23 protein-coding genes and 1 pseudogene are annotated in these 24,478 nt (G+C 71.9%); 7 read left to right on the top strand and 17 right to left on the bottom strand.

Annotated elements, in window-relative coordinates; translation table 11 throughout:
* Window positions 1–220 precede the first annotated feature (220 nt).
* Window positions 221–1,141, top strand: a complete 921-nt coding sequence (locus AB0958_RS06215) for a S41 family peptidase (RefSeq protein ID WP_358976216.1) — start codon at window positions 221–223, stop codon at window positions 1,139–1,141.
* A 90-nt stretch (window positions 1,142–1,231) separates the two neighbouring features.
* Here AB0958_RS06215 and AB0958_RS06210 read toward each other — a convergent pair.
* Window positions 1,232–1,450 (bottom strand): annotated as a pseudogene (locus tag AB0958_RS06210) (hypothetical protein); the annotation flags it as partial.
* Window positions 1,451–1,647: 197 nt separating this feature from the next.
* Here AB0958_RS06210 and AB0958_RS06205 point away from each other — a divergent pair.
* Window positions 1,648–2,190 (top strand): DUF1697 domain-containing protein, encoded by a 543-nt coding sequence (locus AB0958_RS06205; protein ID WP_366889114.1) that lies wholly within the window; start codon window positions 1,648–1,650, stop codon window positions 2,188–2,190.
* A 148-nt stretch (window positions 2,191–2,338) separates the two neighbouring features.
* The gene (locus AB0958_RS06200) at window positions 2,339–4,999 is read left to right on the top strand and encodes a fibronectin type III domain-containing protein (RefSeq protein WP_366889113.1); all 2,661 of its coding nucleotides are present in this window, start codon (window positions 2,339–2,341) and stop codon (window positions 4,997–4,999) included.
* Window positions 5,000–5,167: 168 nt separating this feature from the next.
* On the opposite strand, the gene AB0958_RS06195 is transcribed toward AB0958_RS06200, so the two are convergent.
* From AB0958_RS06195 to AB0958_RS06125, 15 genes are all read right to left on the bottom strand, one after another.
* Complete coding sequence (locus AB0958_RS06195; protein ID WP_366889112.1) at window positions 5,168–5,917, bottom strand: sirohydrochlorin chelatase; 750 nt, start codon at window positions 5,915–5,917, stop codon at window positions 5,168–5,170.
* A gap of 9 nt (window positions 5,918–5,926) precedes the next feature.
* The gene (locus tag AB0958_RS06190; RefSeq protein WP_358976233.1) at window positions 5,927–6,805 is read right to left on the bottom strand and encodes an ABC transporter permease; all 879 of its coding nucleotides are present in this window, start codon (window positions 6,803–6,805) and stop codon (window positions 5,927–5,929) included.
* The gene (locus AB0958_RS06185) at window positions 6,792–7,571 is read right to left on the bottom strand and encodes an ABC transporter ATP-binding protein (protein WP_366889111.1); all 780 of its coding nucleotides are present in this window, start codon (window positions 7,569–7,571) and stop codon (window positions 6,792–6,794) included. Before AB0958_RS06185 ends, AB0958_RS06190 begins: the two co-directional genes overlap by 14 nt.
* A gap of 33 nt (window positions 7,572–7,604) precedes the next feature.
* Window positions 7,605–8,717, bottom strand: coding sequence for an aliphatic sulfonate ABC transporter substrate-binding protein (locus AB0958_RS06180; RefSeq protein ID WP_366889109.1), 1,113 nt, complete (start codon window positions 8,715–8,717; stop codon window positions 7,605–7,607).
* A gap of 231 nt (window positions 8,718–8,948) precedes the next feature.
* Window positions 8,949–10,286: a GTP-binding protein gene (locus tag AB0958_RS06175; protein ID WP_366889108.1), complete on the bottom strand. Its 1,338-nt coding sequence runs from the start codon at window positions 10,284–10,286 to the stop codon at window positions 8,949–8,951.
* 2 nt (window positions 10,287–10,288) lie between these two features.
* Window positions 10,289–11,227, bottom strand: a complete 939-nt coding sequence (cysD, locus tag AB0958_RS06170) for a sulfate adenylyltransferase subunit CysD (RefSeq protein WP_366889107.1) — start codon at window positions 11,225–11,227, stop codon at window positions 10,289–10,291.
* Window positions 11,224–11,760, bottom strand: coding sequence for an adenylyl-sulfate kinase (cysC, locus tag AB0958_RS06165; protein WP_366889106.1), 537 nt, complete (start codon window positions 11,758–11,760; stop codon window positions 11,224–11,226). The genes cysD and cysC overlap by 4 nt, the downstream gene beginning before the upstream one ends.
* 38 nt (window positions 11,761–11,798) lie before the next feature.
* A complete protein-coding gene (locus tag AB0958_RS06160; protein ID WP_366889105.1) occupies window positions 11,799–12,509 on the bottom strand; it encodes a phosphoadenylyl-sulfate reductase in 711 nt (236 codons plus the stop codon).
* Window positions 12,506–12,685: a hypothetical protein gene (locus AB0958_RS06155; protein WP_132890059.1), complete on the bottom strand. Its 180-nt coding sequence runs from the start codon at window positions 12,683–12,685 to the stop codon at window positions 12,506–12,508. The genes AB0958_RS06160 and AB0958_RS06155 overlap by 4 nt, the downstream gene beginning before the upstream one ends.
* Window positions 12,682–14,379 carry a nitrite/sulfite reductase gene (locus AB0958_RS06150; RefSeq protein ID WP_366889104.1) on the bottom strand — a complete coding sequence of 566 codons (1,698 nt, stop codon included), beginning with the start codon at window positions 14,377–14,379 and terminating at the stop codon, window positions 12,682–12,684. Before AB0958_RS06150 ends, AB0958_RS06155 begins: the two co-directional genes overlap by 4 nt.
* A gap of 125 nt (window positions 14,380–14,504) precedes the next feature.
* A complete protein-coding gene (locus AB0958_RS06145) occupies window positions 14,505–14,588 on the bottom strand; it encodes a putative leader peptide (protein ID WP_309500612.1) in 84 nt (27 codons plus the stop codon).
* A gap of 108 nt (window positions 14,589–14,696) precedes the next feature.
* A complete protein-coding gene (locus AB0958_RS06140; RefSeq protein ID WP_366889103.1) occupies window positions 14,697–15,284 on the bottom strand; it encodes a GNAT family N-acetyltransferase in 588 nt (195 codons plus the stop codon).
* Between the two features lie 74 nt (window positions 15,285–15,358).
* Window positions 15,359–16,696 carry a hypothetical protein gene (locus tag AB0958_RS06135; protein WP_366889102.1) on the bottom strand — a complete coding sequence of 446 codons (1,338 nt, stop codon included), beginning with the start codon at window positions 16,694–16,696 and terminating at the stop codon, window positions 15,359–15,361.
* A 185-nt stretch (window positions 16,697–16,881) separates the two neighbouring features.
* Window positions 16,882–18,159 (bottom strand): GAF domain-containing protein, encoded by a 1,278-nt coding sequence (locus AB0958_RS06130; protein ID WP_366889101.1) that lies wholly within the window; start codon window positions 18,157–18,159, stop codon window positions 16,882–16,884.
* A 305-nt stretch (window positions 18,160–18,464) separates the two neighbouring features.
* Window positions 18,465–20,108: an acyl-CoA dehydrogenase family protein gene (locus AB0958_RS06125; RefSeq protein ID WP_366889100.1), complete on the bottom strand. Its 1,644-nt coding sequence runs from the start codon at window positions 20,106–20,108 to the stop codon at window positions 18,465–18,467.
* 173 nt (window positions 20,109–20,281) lie between these two features.
* Between AB0958_RS06125 and AB0958_RS06120 the strand changes: the two genes are divergently transcribed.
* Window positions 20,282–21,427, top strand: a complete 1,146-nt coding sequence (locus tag AB0958_RS06120) for a YihY/virulence factor BrkB family protein (protein WP_366889099.1) — start codon at window positions 20,282–20,284, stop codon at window positions 21,425–21,427.
* Between the two features lie 144 nt (window positions 21,428–21,571).
* Complete coding sequence (locus AB0958_RS06115; RefSeq protein WP_366889098.1) at window positions 21,572–22,243, top strand: helix-turn-helix transcriptional regulator; 672 nt, start codon at window positions 21,572–21,574, stop codon at window positions 22,241–22,243.
* Here AB0958_RS06115 and AB0958_RS06110 read toward each other — a convergent pair.
* A complete protein-coding gene (locus AB0958_RS06110; RefSeq protein WP_366889097.1) occupies window positions 22,232–22,627 on the bottom strand; it encodes a VOC family protein in 396 nt (131 codons plus the stop codon). The genes AB0958_RS06115 and AB0958_RS06110 overlap by 12 nt on opposite strands.
* 695 nt (window positions 22,628–23,322) lie before the next feature.
* Between AB0958_RS06110 and AB0958_RS06105 the strand changes: the two genes are divergently transcribed.
* Complete coding sequence (locus tag AB0958_RS06105) at window positions 23,323–24,189, top strand: isocitrate lyase/PEP mutase family protein (protein ID WP_366889096.1); 867 nt, start codon at window positions 23,323–23,325, stop codon at window positions 24,187–24,189.
* Window positions 24,186–24,440, top strand: a complete 255-nt coding sequence (locus AB0958_RS06100) for a hypothetical protein (protein ID WP_366889095.1) — start codon at window positions 24,186–24,188, stop codon at window positions 24,438–24,440. Before AB0958_RS06105 ends, AB0958_RS06100 begins: the two co-directional genes overlap by 4 nt.
* Window positions 24,441–24,478 lie beyond the last annotated feature (38 nt).

The raw sequence follows: 24,478 nt of genomic DNA, 5'->3' as shown, positions 1-24,478 counted from the left end.
GCCCGCGCGCGCCCGTCGTCCGGCGGCCAGTCTCGCATCCACGGAGGCCGGACCGCGTGCATGGTGCCTTGTCAGCGTTAAGGTCGCTTCCGGAGCCGAGGACGGGGGCCGGATGGGACGGGGAGGTTCACGGCGTATGGCGGCCTGTGCGGGGCTGGTCGCGGTCGCCGCCGCCGCGACGGGGTGCACAAGTCGTTCGCAGGAGTCACCCGGTGACGGCATGGCGCCCGCGGCACGGACGTACTTGTCGAAGGCGCTGAGCATCATGGAAGAGCATTCCCTTCGCCGGCGCCAAGTCGACTGGAAGGACGTGCGGAGCAGGGCATACGAGCAGGCGCATGCTGCGCGGACACCGGCGGACACCTACGGGGCGATCGGCGCGGCGTTGCGGTCTCTGGGGGATAGCCATAGCACCTTCTGGGAGCCGGAGCAGGCGAAGGAGAACCTGGGGTCCCCTGCGGGCAACCTCGAAGGCCCGCAGGGCCGCTCACTGGAGAACGGCATCGGCTACATCTCTCTCCCCGGAGTGCAGGGATCTCACAAGACGTACGACGAGTACGTGCGGCAGGGCCGAGATGACGTGACGAAGGCGGACCGGGCGGAGCCCTGCGGCTGGGTGGTGGATCTGCGTTCGGATACGGGCGGCAACATGTGGCCGATGCTGGCCGTCGTCGGGCCCGTCCTGGGCGATGGCAGAGTCGGCATGTTCGTGGGTGCCGACGGCATGAAGTCCGTCTGGTCCATCAGAAACGGTGCTCCGTACGAGGGCCGGGATCCGGCCGGCTGGGGCGCTGGCCGACCCTTGACCAGGAGCCTGCCACCGGTCGCTGTTCTGACCGGCCGGCGGACCGCCAGTGCGGGGGAAGCGGTGGTGGTGGCCTTCAAAGGGCGTCCGGACACCCGGTCCTTCGGTGAGCAGACCTACGGCGTTCCCACGGGGAACAAGTCCTACCGCCTGTCCGACGGAGCGATGCTGTTCTTGACGGAGGCCAAGGACGCGGACCGCACGGGTCGTACCTACGACGCGGCGGTCCAGCCGGATGAAGAGATCGTCGAGGATCCGCGCCCAGGGGTGCGCAACCAGGACGAGGTTCTGGCCGCGGCCCACAGATGGCTGCTCCGACAGGACGCATGCCGGTGACCGTGGCTGGCTCAGCCGATCCTCAGCCGTGGTCGACATGTCGGGCCCGTCGGCTCACCGGTGGCCGACGGGCCCTGCGCCCAGAGGTGCTCAGACCGGCAGTCGGTCCTGCTCGCCGCGCGTCGCCGGGGGCGCCACCGGCTCCGGCGACTCGTCGTGGGACAGGCCCGGCAGCCACCGCAGCCAGTTCGGGAGGTACCAGTTGCGCTCACCGAGCAGTGCCATCACCGCCGGGAGCAGCACGCCACGGATGACCGTCGCGTCGATGAGGACAGCCGCCGCCAGGCCCAGGCCCACGCCCATCTGCTTCGTGACTCCTCCCCCGGCTGAAGCCGGGGGCTTCTCGCTATGCCGGGTTGGCGTCGCGACGGACCAGCCCGGCCCGTAGAACGCGAAGTAGGGTTCCGGGCCGGTGCGATCGGCCAGAGTCAGCGGCAGTCCGGGTTGCCCGGCACGGCCGTCGTGCCCACCCCCACCGGGCACGACGGCCGTTCTAAAGTGTTCGAATGACGACCTATGCGGCGCTGCTGCGCGGTATCAACGTGGGCGGCAAGAAGAAGCTCCCGATGGCCGAACTGCGCGGGCTGATGACCGGGCTCGGCCACGACCGCGTCGGGACCTATCTGCAGAGCGGGCAGGCGGTCTTCGCCTCCGACCGCGGGGACGCGGACTTCCTGGCGGCGGAGCTGACCGGGGCGATCGAGGAGCGGTTCGGCTTCTCCGTCGACGTGCTGGTCCGTGACCACGCCTACCTGAAGGCGGTCGCCGAGGCCTGCCCCTTCCCGGCCGCCGCGCTGGAGGCGAAGCAGCTGCACGTCACCTACTTCTCCGGGCCGGTCGCCGCGGAGCGCTACGCGGGCATCGACCCGGCCGTCCACCTCCCTGAGGAGTTCCGCCTCGGGGACCGGGCGCTGTACCTGTACGCCCCGGACGGGATCGGCCGCTCCAAGCTGGCGGAGGCGCTGTCCCGGTCCCGGGTCAACAAGGGGCTGATCGCCACCACCAGGAACTGGAACACCGTCCTCAAGCTGGTCGAGCTGACCGGCTGACATGCGGTGCCGCGACACCACTGATCCGATGAATCACGGGACTTGTCCGGGCTGTCGCGAGGAATCCCGTCACATTCATTGACCGAGGCATCCAAATGCTCCTACCTTCCCCGGGGTTGGTTCCAGGCTGATCCCACGGGAGGGGTACATGCCCACGCACCGAAGAGCCGCCCTCGTCACCCTCGTCGCATCCGCGCTCGCCCTCGGCACCCCGGGCCTCGCCGCCTCGGCCGCCGCGGGCCGGGCCGAAACCGGGGCCACGGCCAAGGTCTCCTCCGACGTCTACGTCTCACCCACCGGCGACGACCACGCCGCCGGGACCGCACGAAGCCCCGTCCGCACCCTCGACCGCGCCCGTGACCTGGTCCGGGCCAGGGCCGCCGGACTCCGCGCCGACCTCACCGTCCACCTCGCCCCGGGCACCTACCGCCGCACCGGGCCCCTGGTCCTGGACGCCCGTGACTCCGGCGGCAACGGCCACCGGGTGATCTGGCAGGGCACCGGCGACGCCACCCTGATCAGCGGCGGCCGCCGGGTGACCGGCTGGCGGCGGGTGCCGGGCCGCGCCGGGCTGTGGTCCGCGCCGGCTCCCCGAGGGCTCTTGGACACCCGGCAGTTGTACGTCGACGGGGTGCGCGCCCAACGGGCCCGCGGAGCCGTCCCCGTCACCCTCACCCAGACCGCCACCGGTTACACCGCGTCCTCCGACACGATCGCCCACTGGAAGCACCCCGCCGACGCGGAGTTCGTGTACACCAGCGGCGAGGCGCTGTGGAACGTGGAGCGCAACGGACTCGGGCAGTGGACCGAGCCGCGCTGCCGGGTCGCCGCCGCCGAGGGAACCACGATCACCATGACCCAGCCCTGCTGGGACAACTCCAACAAACGCGTGGAGTTCCCCGACATCCCCGGCCGCACCGTCAGCATGGTCGGCCCCGGGAAACTCACCGACGGCGGCAAGCCGTCGTACGTCGAGAACGCCTACGAACTGCTCGACCAGCCCGGTGAGTGGTACCTCGACAAGAGCGCGCACCGGGTCTACTACCTGCCCCGCAAGGGCGAGCGCCTGTCCCGCGCCGACGTCGAGGCGGCGGCCGCCGAGAAGCTGGTCGAGGGACGGGGCACGGCGGACGCACCCGTGCACGACATCGTCTTCCGGGACATCGAGTTCGGCTACGCGACCTGGCTGACGCCGAGCGGCCCGGAGGGCTTCTCCGAGATCCAGGCCGGCTACACCGTCACCGGGGACCGGGGCTGGGCCACCCAGGGGCTGTGCCAGTACGTCGAGGGCGGCACCTGCCCCTTCGCGTCCTGGACGAAGATGCCGGGCAACGTGTCGTTCGCCTACGGGCAGCGCATCGGCTTCGCCGACGACGTCTTCGCCCACCTCGGCGCGTCCGGCCTCGAACTGGGGGCGGGCACGGCGGACTCCACGGTCAGCGGGAGCATCTTCACCGACATCTCCGGCAACGGCGTCGAGATCGGCGGGGTCGACGGGCAGACGCCCGCCTCCGGTGTCCAGGTGACCGACAACCACCTCTACGGGCTGCCCCGCGAGTACCACGGCGCAGTGGCGATCCTCAACGGCTACACGCAGCACGACACCATCGCCCACAACCAGATCGACCACGTCGGCTACTCGGCCGTCTCCCTGGGCTGGGGCGGCTGGCCCGACAAGATCGGCGACCCGGCCACGCCCAACCCCAGCCACGACAACACCGTTCGGAACAACCTGATTCACGACTACATGCAGATGCTCGACGACGGCGGCGGCGTCTACACCCAGGGTCTGACCGGCACCTCCCTGGCCGACGGCGAGAAGGTCACCGGCAACGTCATCCACGACCAGTGGGGTCTGGGCAAGAGCGTCTACACCGACAACGGCTGCACCTACGAGACCGTCGAGGGCAACGTCCTCTACCACGCCTCCTACGCCAACGTCGCCTCCCGGCACACCGACTACCGCGACGGCCTCGGCAACAACGACCCGACCCTGGTCAAGGACAACTGGTGGGAGGAGGGCACGGCCGACGGCGACAACAAGGGCCTGGTCACCACCGGCAACCAGATCATGGCAGGGCTCTCGGACGTGCCGGCGGCCGTCCTGGACGCCGCCGGACTCGAACCCGCCTACCGGCACCTGCTCGACCGCCGGATCGGCGCCGTCTCCGTTCCCGAGGCGCCCTCCCGGGTCGGGACCGGCACCGCCGGTGCCGACGCGCTCTGGGTCACCTTCAACCCCACCTTCGCGGACGGGGGTTCACCGGTGACGGGCTACACCGCCAGGGCCTACGACACGGCTGGCCGTCAGGTCGGCGAAGCAAGCGTCTCCGCGGCCGAGTTCAAGCGGACCGCCCTGATCCGCCTCGGCGTCCCCGCGACCCCCGTCACCGTGACGGTCACCGCCCGCAACGCCCACGGCGAGAGCGCCCCCTCACTCGCCTCGGCACCGCTGGCCCCGACCGCCGCGCACACCCTCCCGGCCGCGCCGACCGGCCCGAAACTGCGCACGGCGGCCACTGCGGCCACCCTCGCCTGGACGCCGCCCACCGACACCGGCGACGCCAGGGTGACCGGCTACCGGGTCACCGTCTCCGACGGCCGCGACCCCGTCGAGGTCACCGGGCGGGACGTCCTGGTCACCCAGGCGTCCGCCAAGGGCATGTTCCGGGTGATCGGCGGCCTGCTGCCCGGCACCCGCTACACCGTGACCGTCGCCGCCGTCACCGCGGCCGGTGTCGGCCCCGCGGCCACGGTGACCGCGACGACCGGGTCAACAGCCCCGCAGGGACAAGTCGTTGGGAACTGAACCGGTAATGCCCCAGGTGTGACACGTTCGCCCCGCACGACGCAGTAAGAAGAGCCGGCCACGGCGGCGAGCGCCCGCAAGGGCGGTCCGCCGTGGGCCGGTTGTTCGCGGTCCGACGGACAGGGGAGCGCCGGACCGCGAACACCGACCCGTCAGGCTCCCGCGGCGTCAGGCTCCCACGGCCGCCAGCGCCGGCAGGCGGGCCGCGTCGTACCGCTGGAGGAGCACGCGCGCCACCTCCGGCGCCGGACCCAGCACCTCGGCCAGAAGGTCCGCCTCGGCCGCGCCCCGGGCGATCCGGTCGGGCAGGAAGCCGGGCGCGAGGACGTACGGGGCCACGGCGACCCGGGCGCAACCCAGCTCCCGGAGTTCGCGTACCGCTTCCTCGGTGCGGGGGAGGCAGGCAGAGGCGAACGCGGGCCGCACGGCGCACCAGCCGGTGCCCCGCCACTCCCGCGCGATGTCCGCGATCACCGCGATCGCCTCCGGGTCGCTGGACCCCGCCGAGGCCAGGACGACCCCGGTCGAGGACTTGTCGGCGGGGCTCAGCCCCGCCTCGTACAGCCGCCGTTCCAGGGCCGAAAGGAGCAGCGGGGACGGGCCCAGCACGTCCGCCTGCCGGATCCGCAGCTGCGGCGGCGCGTCCCGCAACACGGCCGGGATGTCGGCCTTCGCGTGGAACGCGCGGGTGAGCAGGAGGGGGAGAGCGACGACGTCCCGGACGCCCTCCGCCGCCAGTGACTCCAGTACTCCGTGCACGGACGGGATGTTGAAGTCCAGGAAGCCGGTCTCCACGCGCAGCCCGGGCCGCAGCGACCGCACCCGCTCCACCAGGGCGTGCACGGTCGCCGCGTGCCGCGGATCACGGCTGCCGTGGGCGATCACCACGAGGACGGGGCGAACCGGCTTCCTGTGCATGGACGTACCTCAGCTCTTCACCAGCAGACCGCGGCTGCGCAGCACCCAGCGCTCCAGCGGGCTGAAGATCAGCAGGTCGATGGCGATGCCGACGAACAGGATGAGCAGGATGGCCAGGAAGACCGTCGCCATGTCGCTGTTGGTACGGCCCACCTCAAGGAGCTGACCGAGGCCCATGCCCATGTCCGGCGACTGGGCGATGATCTCGGCGGCCATCAGCGAACGCCAGGAGAACGCCCAGCCCTGCTTCAGACCGGCCACGTAGCCGGGCAGCGCGGCCGGCATCACGATGTGCCAGGTGCCGCGCAGGCCCGTGGCGCCCAGGGTGCGGCCCGCCCGCAGGAACAGCGGGGGCACCTGGTCGACTCCCGACACCAGACCGTTGGCGATGGAGGGCACGGCGCCCAGCAGGATCACCGTGAACATCACCGAGTTGTTCAGCCCCAGCCAGATGACCGCCGGCGCCACCCAGGCGACCGAGGGCAGCGACTGGAGGCCGGACAGGATCGGGCCGAAGGCCGCGCGGACGAACTTCACCCGCGCCACCACCAGGCCCAGCGGCGTGCCGATCACCAGCGCGAGCAGGAAGCCCAGCAGACCGCGGGAGACGCTGCCCCAGATGTAGCTGAGCAGGGTCCCCTTGACCCACTGGTCCTCGACCGCGCTCCAGACGTCGGCGGGGGAGGGCAGCTTCGACGGGTCGTCGACGACCGGGTACAGCAGGGTCCAGGCGACCAGCACCACCGCGACGGCGATGACCGGTGGCAGGATCTTGTTCCGGAGGGTCTGGCTGAAGGGCGGCCGCCCGACGACCGAGGTCTCCAGCGCGTCGAGGCCCGCCTCGACACTCCCGGCATCCTGGGTCGGCGTGGTCTCAGTGCTGGCCATGACGACGGATCTCCCCCCGCAGTACGTCGGTGATCTCAAGCGACAGTTCGGCCACGGGGGCGTCCTCGATGCGACGCGGCTGCGGGATGCCGACCGTCCACTCACGCGCGATCCGGCCCGGCCGGGACGACAGCAGGACGACCCGCTGGGCCAGCCGTACCGCCTCGCGCACGTTGTGCGTGACGAACAGGACGGACACCCCGGTCTCCGCCCAGATCCGGGTCAGTTCGTCGTGCAGCACGTCCCGCGTGATGGCGTCGAGGGCCGCGAACGGCTCGTCCATCAACAGCAGGTTGCTCTCCTGGCCGAGTGCCCGCGCCAGCGCCACCCGCTGCCGCATACCGCCCGACAGCTCGTGCACGCGCTTGCCGTACGCGCCCTTCAGCCGGACGAGTTCGAGCAGTTCCTCGGCCTTGCCGCGCCGCTCGTTCTTCGGGACGCCGCGCAGCCTGAGGGCGAGTTCGATGTTCTTGCCCGCGGTCAGCCAAGGGAAGAGGGCGTGCTCCTGGAACATCAGGGCCGGGCGGCCGTCCGTCGCGATGGCTCCGGTGCTCGGCGCGTCCAGACCGGCCACCAGGTTCAGCAGCGTGGACTTGCCGCAGCCCGAGGCCCCCAGGAGGGTGACGAACTCGCCCGGCGCGACATCGAGGCTGATGTCGTCCAGGACGAGCTGCTGCCCACCCGGTCCGGCAAAGGACTTGGAGACGTGTTCGAGCCGCGCCGCGTACTCGACGGTCTCGCCGGCCTCGGCGAGGGTCGTGGCCATGGTCGTCACCTCCTGGGATCTCGTCGGGGTCCGTCAGCTGCTGCCGAGACCGGCGTCGGAGACGGTGGCCTCGCCCTCGGACTTGAGGACCTTGTTGAGGATCGTCAGGTCGTAGATCCCCTTCAGGTCGGGCTTCTGCAGCAGGCCGGCCTTGACGGCGTGCTCCGCCTCGGTGTTGAGGGTGGCGGCCAGCGGGTCGTCGGTGAACTGGATGGACTTCCACGCCGGGTCCAGTACGTTCGCCTTGAGCGCCTTGCCGGAGTCGGCCTCCAGCTGCTTGTTCGCCACCGCCTTGGCCTGGTCGGGGTTGGCGTTGATCCACTTGTTGGCCTCGACCGAGGCCTTCAGCACCGCCTCGACGGCCTTCGGGTGGTCCTTGAGGAACTGCTGCCGCACGATGATGTTCGTGATCACGAACTTCTTGTCCGGCCACAGGCTCGACTCGTCGAGCAGCACCTTGCCGCCCTCGGCGACCAGCTTGGAAGCGGTCGGCTCCGGCACCCAGGCGCCGTCGATGGCACCGGACTTGTAGGCGTCCGGGGTGATCTTGTTGTCGGTGCGGACCACCGAGACATCGCCCTTGCCGGTGTTCGCGTCGACCTTCCAGCCCTGGTCCGCGATCCAGTTGAGGAACGCCACGTCCTGCGTGTTGCCCAGCTGCGGCGTCGCGATCTTCTTGCCCTTGACGTCCTTCAGGGACTTGATCTTCGACGGGTTCACGACGAGCTTGACCCCGCCGGAGGCCGAACCGCCGATGATCTTCAGGCTCTTGCCGTTCGACTTGGTGTAGCCGTTGATCGACGGGGACGGGCCGATCCAGCCTATGTCGATGGAGCCCGAGTTCAGGGCCTCGATCTCCGAGGGGCCGGCGTTGAAGATCTGGTACGCCGCCTTGGTGGCGCCCAGCTGCTTCTGGAAGTACCCCTGCTGACGGGCGACGAGCGCGGTCCCGTGGGTGAGGTTGCCGAAGTAGCCGATCTTGACGGAGTCGAGGCCGTCGATCTTCGAGGATCCGGCGGAGACCTTCTCCTTGGCGTTGTCGGTCGTGGACTTCGACCCGTAGCCGCAGGCGGCGAGCGTGAGCAAGGGGAGCGCGGCGGCCACGGCCACGCCGCGGCGAAGAAGTGTGGAGCGGTTGGCAGGCACGGGAGGCTTTCCTCTCGTTGGCCCGGCGGTCACGGTCTCTCAGGTCGTGGCCGGGAGGTCGGCAGGTCTTCGTCGCATCCGGGACGTCGGGTGGGGGGCCAGGGCGCGCAGGCAGTGCGCGTACGTCAGCACGCACATCGCGCCACCCCGCCCTGCCCGCTGCCGAGGGCACCGCTGCCGACGCGGCCGCCCTCCTTCGCGAACGTCGAGTAGACGTCGGTTCTCTTCATGTCAGAAGTCCCAGCCGTCGTCTTCGGGCTCGTCCTTGACGGGCTCGGGGGACGCGAACGACTCGCCGACCATGCCCGCGGTGAGCGTGGTGCCGTCGGCGGGGTCGATCAGGATGAACGAGCCGGTGCGGCGCGAGTCGGCGTAGGAGTCGACCGGCAGCGGCTCCGCGGTACGGATCTTCACCCGGCCGATGTCGTTGGCGACGAGCCGGCCCGGGTGCGGGTGCAGGGACAGGTCGTCGAGGGTGAGCCGGGACGGGATGTCCCTGACGATCGCCTTGACCGTGCGCGTGCCGTGCTTGAGCAGCACCCGGTGGCCGACGGTCAGCGGCGCGTCGGCGACGTGGCAGACGGTCGCCTCGACGTCCTGGGTGGTCGCCGGGGCGTCCTTGGTCGGCACGATCAGGTCGCCGCGCGAGACGTCGATGTCGTCGGTGAGCAGCAGGGTCACCGACTGGGTCGTCCACGCCGTGTCGACCGGCCGGCCGAGCAGGTCGATGCCGGAGATCGTCGTCGTACGGCCCGACGGCAGCACCGTGACCGCTTCGCCGACGTGGAACGTGCCGGCCGCGATCTGGCCGGCGTAGCCCCGGTAGTCGGGGTGGTCCGCGCTCTGCGGGCGGATCACGTACTGCACGGGCAGCCGGGCGTGGCAGTGCGCCAGGTCGTGGCTGACCGGGACGGTCTCCAGGTGCTCCAGGACGGTGGGGCCGCCGTACCAGTCCATGTTCGCGGAGGGTTCCACGACGTTGTCGCCGACGAGCGCCGAGATCGGGATCGCGGTGACCTCGGGGACGCCCAGTTCGGTCGCGTACGCCGTGAACTCCTCGGCGATCCCCGCGAAGATCGGCTCCTGGTAGCCGACCAGGTCCATCTTGTTGACGGCGAGCACGACGTGCGGGACGCGCAGCAGGGCGGCGATCGCGGCGTGCCGGCGGGTCTGCTCGACCACGCCGTTGCGGGCGTCGACCAGGATCACGGTCAGCTCGGCGGTGGAGGCGCCGGTGACCATGTTGCGGGTGTACTGCACGTGGCCGGGCGTGTCGGCGAGGATGAACCGGCGCTTCGGGGTGGCGAAGTACCGGTAGGCCACGTCGATGGTGATGCCCTGCTCGCGCTCGGCGCGCAGCCCGTCGGTGAGCAGCGCGAGGTCCGGCGCGTCCTGGCCGCGGCTGGCGGAGACCCGCTCGACGGCCTCCAGCTGGTCGGTGAGGACCGACTTGGAGTCGTGCAGCAGCCGTCCGACGAGGGTGGACTTGCCGTCGTCGACCGAGCCGGCGGTCGCGAACCGCAGCAGCGTGGTCTCGTCCAGACCGAGTTCCGTGGTGGTCGTGCTCATCTCTAGAAGTACCCCTCGCGCTTGCGGTCTTCCATCGCGGCCTCGGAGAGCTTGTCGTCGGCGCGGGTTGCGCCGCGCTCGGTCAGCCGGGACGCGGCGATCTCGGCGATCACGGCGTCCAGCGTGGTCGCGTCGGAGTCCACGGCGCCGGTGCAGGACATGTCGCCGACGGTCCGGTAGCGGACCTGGCGCTTCTCGACGCTCTCGCCGTCCTTCGGGCCGCCCCAGTCGCCGGCCGTCAGCCACATCCCGGCCCGCTGGAACACCTCACGCTCGTGCGCGAAGTAGATCTCCGGCAGTTCGATGCCCTCGCGGGCGATGTACTGCCAGACGTCCAGTTCGGTCCAGTTGGACAGCGGGAAGACGCGGACGTGTTCGCCGGGCGCGTGCCGGCCGTTGTAGAGGTTCCACAGCTCGGGGCGCTGGCGGCGCGGGTCCCACTGGGAGAACTCGTCCCGCAGCGAGAACACCCGCTCCTTGGCGCGGGCCTTCTCCTCGTCGCGGCGGCCGCCGCCGAAGACGGCGTCGAAGCGCTCGCTCTGGATCTTCTCGGTGAGCGGCAGCGTCTGCAGCGGGTTGCGGGTGCCGTCGGGGCGTTCGCGCAGCACCCCGCGGTCGATGTAGTCCTGCACGGAGGCCACGTGCAGCCGCAGCCCGTGCCGTGCCACCGTGCGGTCCCGGTACTCCAGGACCTCGGGGAAGTTGTGCCCTGTGTCCACGTGCAGCAGGGAGAACGGGATCGGAGCCGGGGCGAACGCCTTCAGGGCGAGGTGCAGCATCAGGATGGAGTCCTTGCCGCCCGAGAACAGGATCACCGGCCGCTCGAACTCGCCCGCCACCTCACGGAAGATGTGGACCGCCTCGGACTCCAGCGCGTCCAGGTGGGACAGGGCGTACGGGGTGTCGGTGCCCTCCCCGTGGGTCGCCACGGTCGCCGTCATGCCAGTCCCCTCTCGCTGAGCAGGGCGTACACGCTCGCCGCGGACTCCTGCACGGTCTGGTGCTGCGACTCGATCCGCAGATCGGGCGTCTCGGGCTCCTCGTACGGGTCGTCGACGCCGGTGAGACCGGTGAGTTCACCGGCGGCCTGCTTGGCGTACAGCCCCTTCACGTCGCGTACGGAGCACACCTCGACCGGGGTCGCCACATGCACCTCGACATAGGCGGTGCCGTTCGCCGCGTGGCGCTTCCGTACCGCGTCCCGGCTGTCCGCGTAGGGCGCGATCACCGGCACCAGTGCCTTGACGCCGTTGCGGGCGAGGAGTTCGGCGACGAAGCCGATGCGCTGCACGTTGGTGTGCCGGTCCTCGCGGGTGAAGCCGAGGCCCGCCGAGATGAACTCGCGGATCTCGTCGCCGTCGAGCACCTCGACGAGGTGGCCCTCCGCGCGCAGCCGGTTCGCCAGCTCGTACGCGATGGTGGTCTTGCCGGCACTCGGCAGACCCGTGAGCCAGACGGTGGCTCCGGTCGTCACGTGCAACTCCTCCGTGTTCGCCTCAAGGGCATGCGCGGTCATCCGTGCAGTCCGCACTCGGTCTTGGCCCGGCCCGCCCAGCGGCCGGCGCGCGCGTCCTCGCCCTCCAGCACCCGGCGGGTGCAGGGGGCGCAGCCGACGGAGGCGTAGCCGTCCATCAGCAGCGGGTTGGTCAGCACGCCGTGTTCGGCGACGTACGCGTCCACGTCGTCCTGGGTCCAGCGGGCGATCGGCGAGATCTTGACCTTCTGCCGCTTCTCGTCCCAGCCGACGACCGGCGTGTTCGCGCGGGTCGGGGACTCGTCGCGGCGCAGCCCGGTCGCCCAGGCCGCGTACTTCGTCAGACCCTGTTCCAGCGGCTGGACCTTGCGCAGCTTGCAGCACAGGTCGGGGTCGCGGTCGTGCAGCTTCGGGCCGTACTCGGCGTCCTGCTCGGCGACCGTCTGACGCGGGGTGAGGGTGATGACGTTGACGTCCATCACGGCCTCGACCGCGTCCCGGGTGCCGATGGTCTCCGGGAAGTGGTAGCCGGTGTCGAGGAAGACGACGTCCACGCCGCTGCGGACGCGGGACGCCAGGTGGGCCACCACCGCGTCCTCCATGGAGGAGGTCACGCAGAAGCGCTTGCCGAAGGTGTCCACCGCCCACTGGAGGATCTCCAGGGCGGAGGCGTCTTCGAGATCGCGCCCGGCCTGCTCGGCCAGCGCCTTCAACTCGTCTGTCGTGCGGTCTTCCTGAGCCGTGGTCATATGTGTTCCCCTCCAGCTTCGGAGTGCTTCAGCCCCCGGGCGAGCAGCCCGAGGAACTTCAGCTGGAATGCGCGGTTGCAGGCCGCGCATTCCCAGGCGCCGTGGCCCTCGTCGCTGGGACGCAGGTCCTCGTCGCCGCAGTAGGGGCAGTAGAAGGGGGCGGCCCGCTCGCTCATGAGAGGGCCTCCTCGCCGGCGCGGGACGCCCAGGTGGCGAACCGCTCGCCGTCCGCGCGCTCCGCCTGGAAGCGCTTGAGCACCCGCTCGACGTAGTCCGGCAGTTCCTCGGCGGTCACCTTGAGACCGCGGACCTTGCGGCCGAAACCGGCCTCCAGGCCCAGCGCGCCGCCGAGGTGCACCTGGTAGCCCTCGACCTGGTTGCCCTGGTCGTCGAGGACCAGCTGGCCCTTGAGACCGATGTCCGCCACCTGGATACGGGCACAGGCGTTCGGGCAGCCGTTGAGGTTGATGGTGAGCGGCTCGTCGAAGTCCGGCAGCCGGCGCTCCAGCTCGTCGATCAGGGCGCTGCCGCGCTGCTTGGTCTCGACGATGGCGAGCTTGCAGTACTCGATGCCGGTGCAGGCCATGGTGCCGCGCCGGAACGGGGACGGCCTGGCGGTCAGGTCCAGCGCCTCCAGCGCCTCGACCAGCGACTCGACCTGGTCCTCCGTGACGTCGAGGACGATCATCTTCTGCTCGACGGTGGTGCGCACCCGGCCCGAGCCGTGCGCCTCGGCGAGGTCCGCGATCTTCGCCAGGGTGGCGCCGTCCACACGGCCGACGCGCGGCGCGAACCCGACGTAGAACTTGCCGTCCCGCTGCCGGTGCACGCCGACGTGGTCCCGCCAGCGGGACACGGGCTCGGCGGGCGCGGGGCCGTCGACGAGCGCGCGCTTGAGGTACTCGTCCTGGAGCACCTGGCGGAACTTCTCCGGGCCCCAGTCGGCCACCAGGAACTTCAGGCGGGCACGGGTGCGCAGCCGCCGGTAGCCGTAGTCCCGGAAGATGCCGACCACGCCGGCCCAGACCTCCGGGACCTCCGCCAACGGCACCCAGGCGCCGAGCCGGACGCCGATCTTCGGGTTGGTGGACAGGCCGCCGCCCACCCACAGGTCGAAGCCGGGGCCGTGCTCGGGGTGCTCGACACCGACGAACGCCACGTCGTTGATCTCGTGCACGACGTCCAGGAGCGGGGAGCCGGAGATCGCCGTCTTGAACTTGCGCGGCAGGTTGGAGAACTCCTTGCTGCCGATGTACCGGTCGTGGATCTCGTCGATGGCCCAGCTGCCGTCGATGATCTCGTCCTCGGCGATGCCGGCGACCGGCGAGCCGATCACCACACGCGGGCAGTCGCCGCACGCCTCGGTGGTGGACAGGCCGACCGCCTCCAGCCGGTTCCAGATCTCCGGGACGTCCTCGATGCGGATCCAGTGCAGCTGGATGTTCTGCCGGTCGGTGATGTCCGCGCTGCCCCGCGCGAACTCCTGCGAGATCTCGCCGATCACCCGCAGCTGGCGGGTGGTGAGCCGGCCGCCGTCGATCCGCACCCGCAGCATGAAGTACTTGTCGTCCAGCTCCTCCGGCTCCAGGACCGCGGTCTTGCCGCCGTCGATCCCGGGCTTGCGCTGGGTGTACAGGCCCCACCAGCGCATCCGGCCGCGCAGGTCGTTGGGGTCGATCGAGTCGAAGCCGCGCTTGGAATAGATCGTCTCAATGCGTGTCCGCACATTGAGACCGTCGTCGTCCTTCTTGAACTGTTCGTTGCCGTTGAGCGGGGTGTGGTGACCCATAGCCCACTGCCCCTCGCCGCGGTGACGGCTCACCTTGCGGCGGGGCGCGGAGGCGGCAGGGTTCTGTGGGGTGGCGGCCATGGTTGAACGTCCTTCGGGACCGGCGGGAAGCGGCTCTGACCTGCGCGTACGGGCGCACGGGGAGGCCTGCGCGGCGCTGCGCAGGCCCCGGTGTCTGGGCAGGAGGGGGCGGCGGTGCTGTGTTCTCAGCCCGCCGGACAGATGGCGCTGGACATGCGGCCGAGGTCGACGTGCCGCCGACTCACCAAGGCGATTCCAGTTCCAGACATGACGGAAGCGTGTCACGCGGATCTCTGGCCAGTCCACCATCGTCCGCGATTCGGACCAATCTATTCTGCATAGTGAGACGGGTGGCGTGTGTCACGCTCCGGCCGCGTTTACCGGGGGGTGTCGGGATACGCTCCCGGCCACGGTCCCGGCGCCGGGACGTCCGGCGCCTCCTCGACCTTGGTGTCGAAGAGCGTGAAGCCGCGGCGCTGGTAGTTCGCCATCGCGTGCTCGCCGTCCAGGCTGCAGGTGTGCAGCCACACCCGCTTCGTCGGGGGCCGCGCCGCCCACCGCTCCGCCAGGTCCCAGGCGCGGGCGGCGCCGTACGAGAGCAGGTGACCGCCGATCCGGCGGCCCCGGAAGGCCGGTATCAGGCCGAAGTAGACGATCTCCACGACTCCGTCGTCCTGCGGCTCCAGCTCGACGTAGCCCGCGGGGGTGCCGCGGTCGTGCGCCACCCAGGTCTCCACGCCCGGCTGCTCCAGGTGCTCCCGCCAGCGGGCGTGGCTCCAGCCCAGCCGGTCGGTCCAGCGGATGTCACCGCCGACCGAGGCGTACAGGAAGCGGCTGAACTCGGGGGAGGGGACCTCGGCGCGGACGATCCGCAGCCCGTCCCCCTCCGGGGCGGGGGCCGGGACGAGGTCGGCGGGGGAGGTCTGCTCCAGGGACCAGGTGGTCACGACGACGCTGCTGCTCATGGGGCCAGGCAATCATCCCGGCCCCGGAGGTGTCGATGCCGGCCCCGTCGCCGGGTCCGACGCGGCGACGCCGGCTAGCTCAGCGACGCGTCGATCGAGCGCAGCGGCGTCGAGAACAGCATGCGCTCGCTGATCGACCACACCTCGCCCGTGTCGGACGCGTACGACAGCGAACCGGTACCCGCGGCCCAGCAGCGGTGCGAGGCGTCCGAGCCGCAGCGGCTGCCGTGCGCGCCGTCGGTGTCCTGGCGCCACAGGCTGCCGTGCCCGTCCATGGCGCCGGGCAGATGGCCGACGTACCACTCGGAGCCGGTCGCGCCCGGCGGTCGGTACGACAGGACGCCCCGGATCTCGGAGGCCCCCGTCCGGTACGCCTCCACCGCTCCCACCCGGCCGGCGGCGTCGGTGGCGAGCAGCCCGGCGCGCGCGGGCCTCTCGTCGAACGCGTACCGCCACAGCCGGGCGGCCCGCCGGTCGCCGCCCGCGGTGGTCCACTCGCCGAGCACCAGGCTGTCCGGGGACGTCCCCCGGTCCACCGAGAGCGCGCTCGGACAGGGCGCGCCGTCCCCGGAGCAGGCTCCCGCGGCGAAGCTGTACCAGCCCACCGCGGGCATCGCGTACCGGAACCCGTCGGCCGACCAGCCGCCCCGGACCCGGCCGACCGCGTCCGTGAGGACCGAGGTCCGCTGGATGCGGTTCAGGTCGTAGACGTAGAGCGCGTCGGCGCTGCCCAGGGTGGTGGTGACCAGCAGCTTGTTCTCGTACCAGGCCATTCCGGAGATCTGCGAGGTCAGACCCCGGTAGGTGCCGCCGTCGGCGCTGGGCACGGTCAGCAGGACCCAGGCGTAGGTGGGGTGGGCCGGGTCGTTCGCGTCCACCACGGCGATCCGGGCCAGGCCCCGGGAGGCGGCCGGACCGGAGGTGGTGGAGTGCGTCCAGCCGGCGAGGACGACGCGGTTGGCGCCCCACAGGCCGTCGTCGTCCGCGTCCGACGAGGTGGTCACCGAGGCCGGACGCCAGTCGTCGGTGAGGGTGTCGGTGGGGTCCCAGCAGTACGCCTCGTCGGCCGCCGGCGTGACCGGCAGCGTGTCCCGGTCGCCGGAGTCGCAGTCGGCCGCCTCCCGCAGCGTGTGGTCGGCGTTCTGGAGTACGTCCGCGACCCCGACGGTGCCGCCCGCCGCCGAGGCGAGCCGGTCGAGCGCGCGCCGGGGCACCAGGTGCTCCCGGAGTCCCAACCGGGCGGTGGCGGCGGTGGAGGTCAGGGGCTTCAGGGCGCCGGGGTCCTCGGCGACCGTGGCCTGCGAGGCGCTGACGATCGTGGCGGTCGCGGTGAGCGCGAGCGCGGTCCCGGCCAGGGCGGCGCGCAGTGCCGCGCCCCGCCTGCGTCGCCGGTGTCTGCCGCGATGCTTCATGTCTCCTCCCGAGGCGGGCCAACTGCGCCGGATGGTCCGTACGTTGACCGAGGAGCAGGTGGGGAGGCCCGTACCGGGATGCTACGGCAGCCGGGGCCCCGGTATCTCGAAGACCTCGCAAATATGCGGAAGACATCTCCCGGGATGCCCCGGATACGCCGAATGCGCCCCTGGCGTCGGGGCGTTCACCTCGACCGGTGGCCCGGGGTTCTGCCCTCCGTCACCGCCGGGGCGGTCGAGTGCGGCAGCAGGTCCCGCGGGTCGTCGGGGAACAGCACCTCGATCCGCGCGTCCTCGCGGAAGCGGTACGGCCGGTGTTCGAGGAGTGCCCCCAGGTACCGTCGTACCCGGGACATCTCGGCGCGTACGGTGACGGTCCGCGAGGCGTCCCCGAACACGTCCTCGGCGAGACCTGCCGCACTGCGCCCGGCCCGCCGTACGGCGAGCAGGTAGAGCAACTCCGCGTGTCGCGGACTCAGTTCACGGGTCCAGAAGTCCGCGTCGCCGCCCACCGTCAGCGCGGGCCGGCGCGGCCGGCTCAGGTCGAGCACGAGCCGTCCGCCGTCCGCCGGCACCGGCTCGTCCGCCCTCCGCAGCAGCCAGCCCCCGGCCAGCGGCTCCACCGAGCACAGCCCGAGCGCGGGCAGCCGACGGAGGCCCGGGGACAGGGACTTGGGCAGCGCGAGCCGCCGGGGACACGGCATGCCGGTGACCGCCGCGATCCAGCCGTCGGCGTCCACGACCAGCGCCCGCCCGGGCAGCCGGGCCAGCACCGGGGCGGCGACCGCCCGCAGCCGTTCCAGGGAGTCCAGATGCAGTTCCCGCAGCCGGGCCTCGGCGAGTTTCGCCACCGAGTTCACCCAGGCCAGGGTCGCCGGGTGCATGGTCTCCAACGGTCCGCTGACATCCACCACCCCGAGCAGCGTGCCGTCCCGGGGATCGGTGATGGGGGCGCCCGAACAGGTCCAGGAGGCGTGCGAGCGCACGAAGTGCTCGGCGGCGAACACCTGCACGGGCCTGCGCACCACCGCCGGCGTGCCCACCCCGTTGGTTCCGACGACGTCTTCGCGCCAGTCGGCGCCCAGTTCGAAGCCCAGCCCGTCCGCCTTGCGCAGCACCCGCGAGGAACCCTCACGCCACAGCACCCGGCCGTCGGCGTCGGCCACCACCATGATGTGCTGGGCGACGTCCGCGACCGAAAGCAACCCCTCGCGCAGGACCGGGAGTACGTCCCTGAGGGGTGACTCCTCACGTCTGCGCCGGACCTCGTCGGCCGACAGCAGCCCCGAGCGGAAGTCGTGGTCCGGGTCGACACCGTTGCGCAGCATCCGCCCCCAGGACTGCTCGATCACCGGCCGGGGCGCGATCCGCCCACGGTGTCCGGCGAGTCGGGCCTCGCGGACCTCGCGCAGCACCCGAGCCGCCTGTGCCGCGTCCTGCGCGGCGAGTCGGGCCACGTCCATCGGCGGGTTCCCCACTGAGGTCCTCCCGGACAGTCCTCGGAAAAGGCATGGAAGAGTCTTGTCAAGCCGTCCGGGCGGCGGTTTCCGGTCCGGCTGCGCGTCTCATACTGCCGTTCTCCGGTGCCGGAGGCACCCGGTCCGCACACAGTCACCGCCAGGTTGCAACCCCTTGCAACCCTGGTGAACGAGCCGGGGGTGGCCGAAAATTGGGCCGACGCCACGGCGTCGGCGGCCCGACACGGGCCGAAGTGGTGGGGGTGGTGCCGTGTCGGCGCAGCACCACCCCCAACCCCTCCCGGACCGGGTCACCCGGGGAGGTGCACCCGGGCCCGGTCCACCAGGGCCGCCAGGTCCAGGCTCGCCGGCAGGGTGCCGAAGGTCGCACCCCAGTCGTTGCCCAGCCGCGAGGCGCAGAAGGCGTCCGCCACCTCGGACGGCGCGAAGCGGACCAGCAACGAGCCCTGGAGCACCGTCGCCAGCCGTTCCACGAGCCGTCTGGCCCGGGTCTGCGCGCCCTCCAGGTCGGCCAGTTCGGCGAACAGGTCCTTGACCGCCCGGTCCAGGCGGTGGTCGGCGCCGTGGGCGCGGCCGATCTCCTGCAGACAGGCGTCCAGGGCGCCCGGCTCGCGGTGCAGCGCCCGCAGGACGTCCAGCGCCTGGATGTTCCCGGCGCCCTCCCAGACGGCGTTGAGCGGCGACTCGCGCACCAGCCGGGGCAGCCCCGACTCCTCCACGTAGCCGTTGCCGCCCAGGCACTCGGCCGCCTCCACCACGACCGGCGAGCAGCGCTTGGTCACCCAGTACTTGGCGGCCGGCAGCGCCAGCCGCAGCAGGGCCCGTTCCGCCTCGCCCCCGTCGTCGTAGGCGGCGGCCAGCCGCAGCGCCAGCGTGGTCGCGGCCTCCGACTCGACGGCGAGATCGGCCAGCACGTTGCGCATCAGCGGCTGGTCGGCCAGTTTCGCGCCGAACGCCTCGCGGTGCGTGCAGTGGTGCACGGCCTGCGCCACGGCCTGCCGCATCAGCCCCGCCGAACCCAGCACGCAGTCCAGCCGGGTCGCGGCGACCATCTCGATGATGGTCGGCACCCCGCGCCCCTCCTCGCCCACCCGCCGCGCCCAGGTCCCGTCGAACTCGACCTCGGCCGACGCGTTGGACCGGTTGCCGAGCTTGTCCTTGAGCCTCTGGAGGAGGAAGACGTTCCGGGAGCCGTCGGCCAGGACGCGGGGCACCAGGAAACAGGTGAGGCCGCCGGGCGCCTGGGCCAGCACCAGGAAGCCGTCGGACATCGGCGCCGAGCAGAACCACTTGTGCCCGGAGAGGGTGTACGTCCCGGACTCGGCGAGCGGGACGGCGGCGGTCGTGTTCGCGCGTACGTCGCTGCCGCCCTGCTTCTCCGTCATGCCCATGCCGAACAGGGCGCCGGCCTTCGACCCGGCGGGCCGCAGCTCGCGGTCGTAGATCATCGACGTCAGCAGCGGCTCCCAGGCGGCGGCCAGCTCCGGCTCGGTGCGCAGCACCGGCACCGCCGCGTTCGTCATCGACAGCGGACAGCAGTTCCCGGCCTCCACCTGGGTCCAGACCAGGAACGCGGCGGCGCGCCGGACGTGCCCGGCCGGCCGTACGAAGCCGGTGGTCAGGCCCGCGCCCACCCCCTTGCCGAGCATCCGGTGCCAGGCCGGATGGAACTCGACCTCGTCGACACGGTGCCCGTAGCGGTCATGGGTGCGCAGCCGCGGCGGGTGCTCGTTCGCCTGGGCCCCCCACTCCTGCACCTGCGCCGAGCCGGCCGAGGAGCCGATGCCCGACAGCTCGGAGCGCACCTCGTCGAGCAGCTCGGGGGCGGTGTGCCGGGCCACGGCCTCGACGAGGGCGTGGTCGGCGGTGAACAGGTCGTACCCGACCAGCGGGGGCGGCTGGTTGGTGACGGTGTGGGTGGTGGTGCCTGCCATGTCTGCGTACCTACCCGGGCCGACGGCGGTGGTCTCCAGCGTGACACAGCGACTTCCCCGGTCGCGCCGGATGATCCCGCACCGGGCCGTTCGTTTCCCGGTCCCGTCCGGAAGGACCCGGTCAGGACCCCCGGAAGATGAGTGGCGACCCGGACGGCGGATACCGTTAGGGCGTGCAGCCAGCAAGCGACATCCCCGAGCGGCCCTCCGGCCGGCTCCACCGGGCCAGAGCCCTCTACCGGAACGTCTCCAAGCGCAGGACGGCCTGGCTGCTGCTCAAGGACACCGTCAATTCCTGCATGGAGTACCGCATCCTCGGGCTCGCCGCCGAGGCCGCCTTCTTCACCCTGCTGTCCGTGCCGCCGCTGCTGCTCAGCCTCATCGGACTGCTCGGCTACGTCGACGACTGGACCGGTGCCCACACCATCGCCAGCCTGGAGAACAACCTCCTCGACGCCTCCCACACGGTCCTGTCCGACAAGGGCGTCAAGGAGATCGCGGAGCCGATCCTGCACGACGTGGTCCAGGGCGGCCGCCCCGACGTGATCTCCATCGGCTTCCTGTTCGCCCTGTGGTCGGGCTCCCGCGCGGTGAACGTCTTCATAGACACGATCACCGTGATGTACGGCCTCGACGGCGTCCGCGGCATCGTGAAGACCCGGATCGTCTCCTTCCTGCTCTTCATCGCCGCCCTGCTGATCGGGTCGGTGGCGCTGCCGCTGATGGTGGCCGGCCCGGACGCGGTGGTCCGGATCGTGCCGTGGTCGGAGACGGTCGTGCAGGTCCTGTACTGGCCGGTGGTGATCGTCCTGTCCATCGTCTTCCTGACCACGCTGTACCACGTCTCCGTGCCGGTCCGCTCCCCGTGGATCGAGGACGTGCCCGGCGCCCTGGTCGCCCTCGCCATGTGGGTCCTCGGCAGCTTCCTGCTGCGCATCTACCTCACCCACACCATCGAGGGCGCCACGATCTACGGCTCGCTCGCCGCGTCCGTCGCCGTGCTGCTGTGGATCGGCGTCTCGGCCTTCGCGGTGCTGGTCGGCGCCGCCGTGAACGCCGCCATCGACCGGGTCTGGCCGGCCGCCGCGACGGCCGCCGCCCGCGCCGCCAACGAACGGCTGCGGGAGGCCCAGGTCGCCGAGTACGTCGCCCGCGCGACCGCGGCGGCGCGCGAGGGCGGGGCCGACGACCCCGACGACCCCGACATGCCGTCGGAGTTCCCGGAGCGGTGGTCGCGGTTCCTGCCGCCGGAAGACGTCACGGCGCGGCTGCGCGCGCACGTGAAGAGCAGCCATCCGCCGCACAAGCGGGAGGGGTGAGGGCCGGGGGGCGGTTCCGCCGCGGGGCACCGCCGGGCGCGGGCCGGGGCCGCGGGCCGGGTGGGGCCGGTCGCGCAGTTCCTCCCCCAGCCTCCGGCCGGGGGGACCCCCAGCGCCCCCGCGAGGCGCGGCTACGCTGAGTCCGTGTACAGGGAACGGGCGTCCCGGCTCGCCGGTGCGGTTGTCTGGGCGAACATCCCGGACGAGGGTGGCGCGGGACGGGTGCTGCCCGACGGGTGCATGGATCTGCTGTGGAACGAGGGACGGCTGCTCGTCGCCGGGCCCGACACCTCCGCGTACGTCCCCGAGGGAGCCGTCGGCGCGTGGGCCGGGCTGCGCTTCGCTCCCGGGGCCGCGCCCGCCTTTCTCGGGCTGCCGGCGTACGAACTGCTCGACCGGCGCGTCGACCTGAGCGAGCTCTGGCCGGCTTCGGACGTGCGGAGGCTGCGGAACCGGGTCGCTCGCGCCGCCGATCCCGGCCGCGCCCTGGAGGAGATCGCCCTCGACGGCGCGGCGCCCGCCGACCCGTTGCTCGTGCGGCTCGTCGAAGCGCTGGACACGGGGTGGCCGGTGGCCGCCGTCGCCGACGAACTGGGGCTCGGCGCACGTCAGTTGCACCGCCGCAGCCGGGCCGCTTTCGGTTACGGGCCCAAGACGCTGGCGCGGGTGCTGCGGATGCAGCGCGCCCTCGCGCTTGCCCGGGCCGGGGTGCCGCTCGCCGCGACCGCCGTCCGGGCCGGGTACGCGGACCAGCCCCATCTCTCCCGCGAGGTGCGGGCGTTGGCGGGCGTGCCGGTGACCGGCCTACTGCGGTAGCGGGGCGAACAGGTCGACGCCGTTGCCGTCGGGGTCGTGCACCGTGGCGTACCGCTGACCCCAGAAGGCGTCCCAGGGCTTGAGCTCGCCGTGGTACCCGGCGCCCACCAGGTCCTCGTACACCGCGTCCACCTCGGCGGGCGAGCCGCAGCGGAAGGCGAGCCCCACCCGGCCGCCCCCGGCCGGCGGCCGCCAGGCCGGACGGAAGGAGCGGATGGTCTCCTCCGTGTCCAGGGCGAGGGTGAGGCCGCCCGGCAACTCGGCCTCGACATGGGGCTGTTCCTCGGCTCCGGGCGGGAAGTCCAGACCGAGACGGCGGTAGAAGGCGAGGGACGCGGACAGGTCGGAGACGACCAGGCCGAGCACGGCGAATCGTGGAGTCATGCGGTCACCGTAGGCGGCCGGCCCGGCGCCGGTCTTGAACGATTCGGACCCGTTCCCCGCATCCGGGGGCGCCCGGAAAACCCGGCGCCCGGGGAACAGCGGTGCGGCACCACGGGCCCGTCGGCGTGCAGGGTGACGACGGCTTCTCCGCCGCGTACACGGACAGCACCGGCGCCGTCATCCACCTCTGTACCGTCCGGCCCCGTCACGCCGGACACCACCGGTACCAGGTGGCGAAGAAGGAGTGCGTCGTGCGGCTCGAAGCCGGGGGCGAGGTCTCCGCGGCCGTCCTCGGCAACGCCCTGCACCGCGGTCCACCGGCCCTCCGCCGGCGAACTCGACGCCCTGCCGCCCACCCCCGACCCGGCCTTCACCGACGGCGAGCCGGTGCGCCGCGGCGACCTGCCGGCCGACGGGGACGGCGGACCTCCCGACAACAGCGTGCCGCCGCCGGGGCTCTGACCCCGCCGGTCCCGCCGGTCCCCCCGGTCCTGTTCACCCGTACGGACGTCCCGTTGCGCCGCACGGGGCCGCCAGTGACGTTTCTCCGGTGAACCCGATCCGCCGTTGGAGTGAGTAAAGGTCGCGCACGGAGATGGTCACGTGCGTATCTAGAGATGCTCTTGTCTTGGCAAAGGGCGTTGAGACGCGGAGGCCGTCCGAGCCGCCGCGCCACCCACAGGAGGAGCCGGACCTTGACTTACGGGAAGAAGCTGCGCGAGCAGATCGCCGGGCCGGGGACGACCCCGCTGATCGGCGTGTACGACATGTACTCGGCGTCGATCGCGGCCAAGCACTACGACGGGATGTTCGTCTCCGGCTTCGGCTTCGCCGCCTCGTACTACGGCCTGCCGGACATCGGATTCATCGCCTGGCCCGACATGGTGGCCTTCGTCCAGCGGCTGCGGGGCGCGTTCCCGCACCACCATCTCCTCGTCGACATCGACGACGGCTACGTCGACCCCGAGGTCGCCTGCCACGTCGTGGAGGGCCTGGAGCGGATCGGCGCCTCCGGGGTGATCCTGGAGGACCAGAAGCGGCCCCGCCGCTGCGGGCACGCCGACGGCAAGCAGGTGCTGCCGCTGGAGGAGTACCTCGAGAAACTGGAGCGGGTCCTTCAGACCCGTCAGGACCTGGTCGTGGTGGCCCGTACGGACGCCACCGACGAGCACGACATCCTGCACCGCGCCGAGCGGCTCGCCGCCACCGACGCCGACGTGATCCTCGTCGACGGGGTGCGCAGCGAGGAGTGGATCCGCCGCATCCGCAAGGTCGTCGGCGACAAACCGCTGCTCTTCAACCAGATCGCGGGCGGCAAGTCGCCCCGGCTCTCGCTGACCGAGCTGGACGAGCTGGGCGTGGACGTGGCGATCTACTCCACACCGTGTCTGTTCGCCGCGCACGAGGCGATGGACGCGGCGCTCGGCGACCTCAAGGCGGCGGACGGCCGGCTGCCCCAGGTGGACGCGGACGGCGGGGTGGGCGTCAAGGTGTCCACGACGCTGCTGGAGCGCAACATCGCCCGCGAGCGGCTCGACGAGCCCGAGGGTGTGGGCGTGTGACGGCCGCGATGCCGGTGCTGCGGGCGGCCGCGGTGGCCGCCGTCGCGCTGCTGGCCGGGGCCGCCGCCCCGGCCCACGCGGGCGACAGCCTGATCACGGTGATCGACAACTCGCACGCGGACTCCGTCCTCGAGGTGGACCGCACGGCGAACGTGCAGGCCGGCAGAGGCACGGCGGGCAGCGATCACGACGGCAGCGCCGTGGACGCCATCCAGGCGATGCTCGGCGAGCCCGTCACGCACGACGACTGAGCACCCCGCACGCCGCACCCCGCACCCCGCACCCCGCA

The sequence above is a fragment of the Streptomyces sp. NPDC006655 genome (assembly GCF_040703965.1).
In the GTDB taxonomy this organism is placed as follows: domain Bacteria; phylum Actinomycetota; class Actinomycetes; order Streptomycetales; family Streptomycetaceae; genus Streptomyces.
Note: the sequence above shows the minus strand (reverse complement) of the source record. Positions and strands in the feature narration are given on the sequence as shown.

Bases quoted from the DNA above. Each gene is read 5' to 3' on its own strand.
- AB0958_RS06215 (WP_358976216.1), top strand. From the start codon at position 221: ATGGCGCCCGCGGCACGGACGTACTTGTCGAAGGCGCTGAGCATCATG.
- AB0958_RS06150 (WP_366889104.1), bottom strand. From the start codon at position 14,379: ATGGCCGCCACCCCACAGAACCCTGCCGCCTCCGCGCCCCGCCGCAAG.
- AB0958_RS06195 (WP_366889112.1), bottom strand. From the start codon at position 5,917: ATGCACAGGAAGCCGGTTCGCCCCGTCCTCGTGGTGATCGCCCACGGC.
- AB0958_RS06125 (WP_366889100.1), bottom strand. From the start codon at position 20,108: ATGGCAGGCACCACCACCCACACCGTCACCAACCAGCCGCCCCCGCTG.
- AB0958_RS06145 (WP_309500612.1), bottom strand. From the start codon at position 14,588: ATGTCTGGAACTGGAATCGCCTTGGTGAGTCGGCGGCACGTCGACCTC.
- AB0958_RS06155 (WP_132890059.1), bottom strand. From the start codon at position 12,685: ATGAGCGAGCGGGCCGCCCCCTTCTACTGCCCCTACTGCGGCGACGAG.
- AB0958_RS06135 (WP_366889102.1), bottom strand. From the start codon at position 16,696: ATGAAGCATCGCGGCAGACACCGGCGACGCAGGCGGGGCGCGGCACTG.
- AB0958_RS06110 (WP_366889097.1), bottom strand. From the start codon at position 22,627: ATGACTCCACGATTCGCCGTGCTCGGCCTGGTCGTCTCCGACCTGTCC.
- cysD (WP_366889107.1), bottom strand. From the start codon at position 11,227: ATGACGGCGACCGTGGCGACCCACGGGGAGGGCACCGACACCCCGTAC.
- AB0958_RS06185 (WP_366889111.1), bottom strand. From the start codon at position 7,571: ATGGCCACGACCCTCGCCGAGGCCGGCGAGACCGTCGAGTACGCGGCG.
- AB0958_RS06140 (WP_366889103.1), bottom strand. From the start codon at position 15,284: ATGAGCAGCAGCGTCGTCGTGACCACCTGGTCCCTGGAGCAGACCTCC.
- AB0958_RS06205 (WP_366889114.1), top strand. From the start codon at position 1,648: ATGACGACCTATGCGGCGCTGCTGCGCGGTATCAACGTGGGCGGCAAG.
- AB0958_RS06130 (WP_366889101.1), bottom strand. From the start codon at position 18,159: ATGGACGTGGCCCGACTCGCCGCGCAGGACGCGGCACAGGCGGCTCGG.
- AB0958_RS06160 (WP_366889105.1), bottom strand. From the start codon at position 12,509: ATGACCACGGCTCAGGAAGACCGCACGACAGACGAGTTGAAGGCGCTG.
- AB0958_RS06190 (WP_358976233.1), bottom strand. From the start codon at position 6,805: ATGGCCAGCACTGAGACCACGCCGACCCAGGATGCCGGGAGTGTCGAG.
- AB0958_RS06200 (WP_366889113.1), top strand. From the start codon at position 2,339: ATGCCCACGCACCGAAGAGCCGCCCTCGTCACCCTCGTCGCATCCGCG.
- AB0958_RS06175 (WP_366889108.1), bottom strand. From the start codon at position 10,286: ATGAGCACGACCACCACGGAACTCGGTCTGGACGAGACCACGCTGCTG.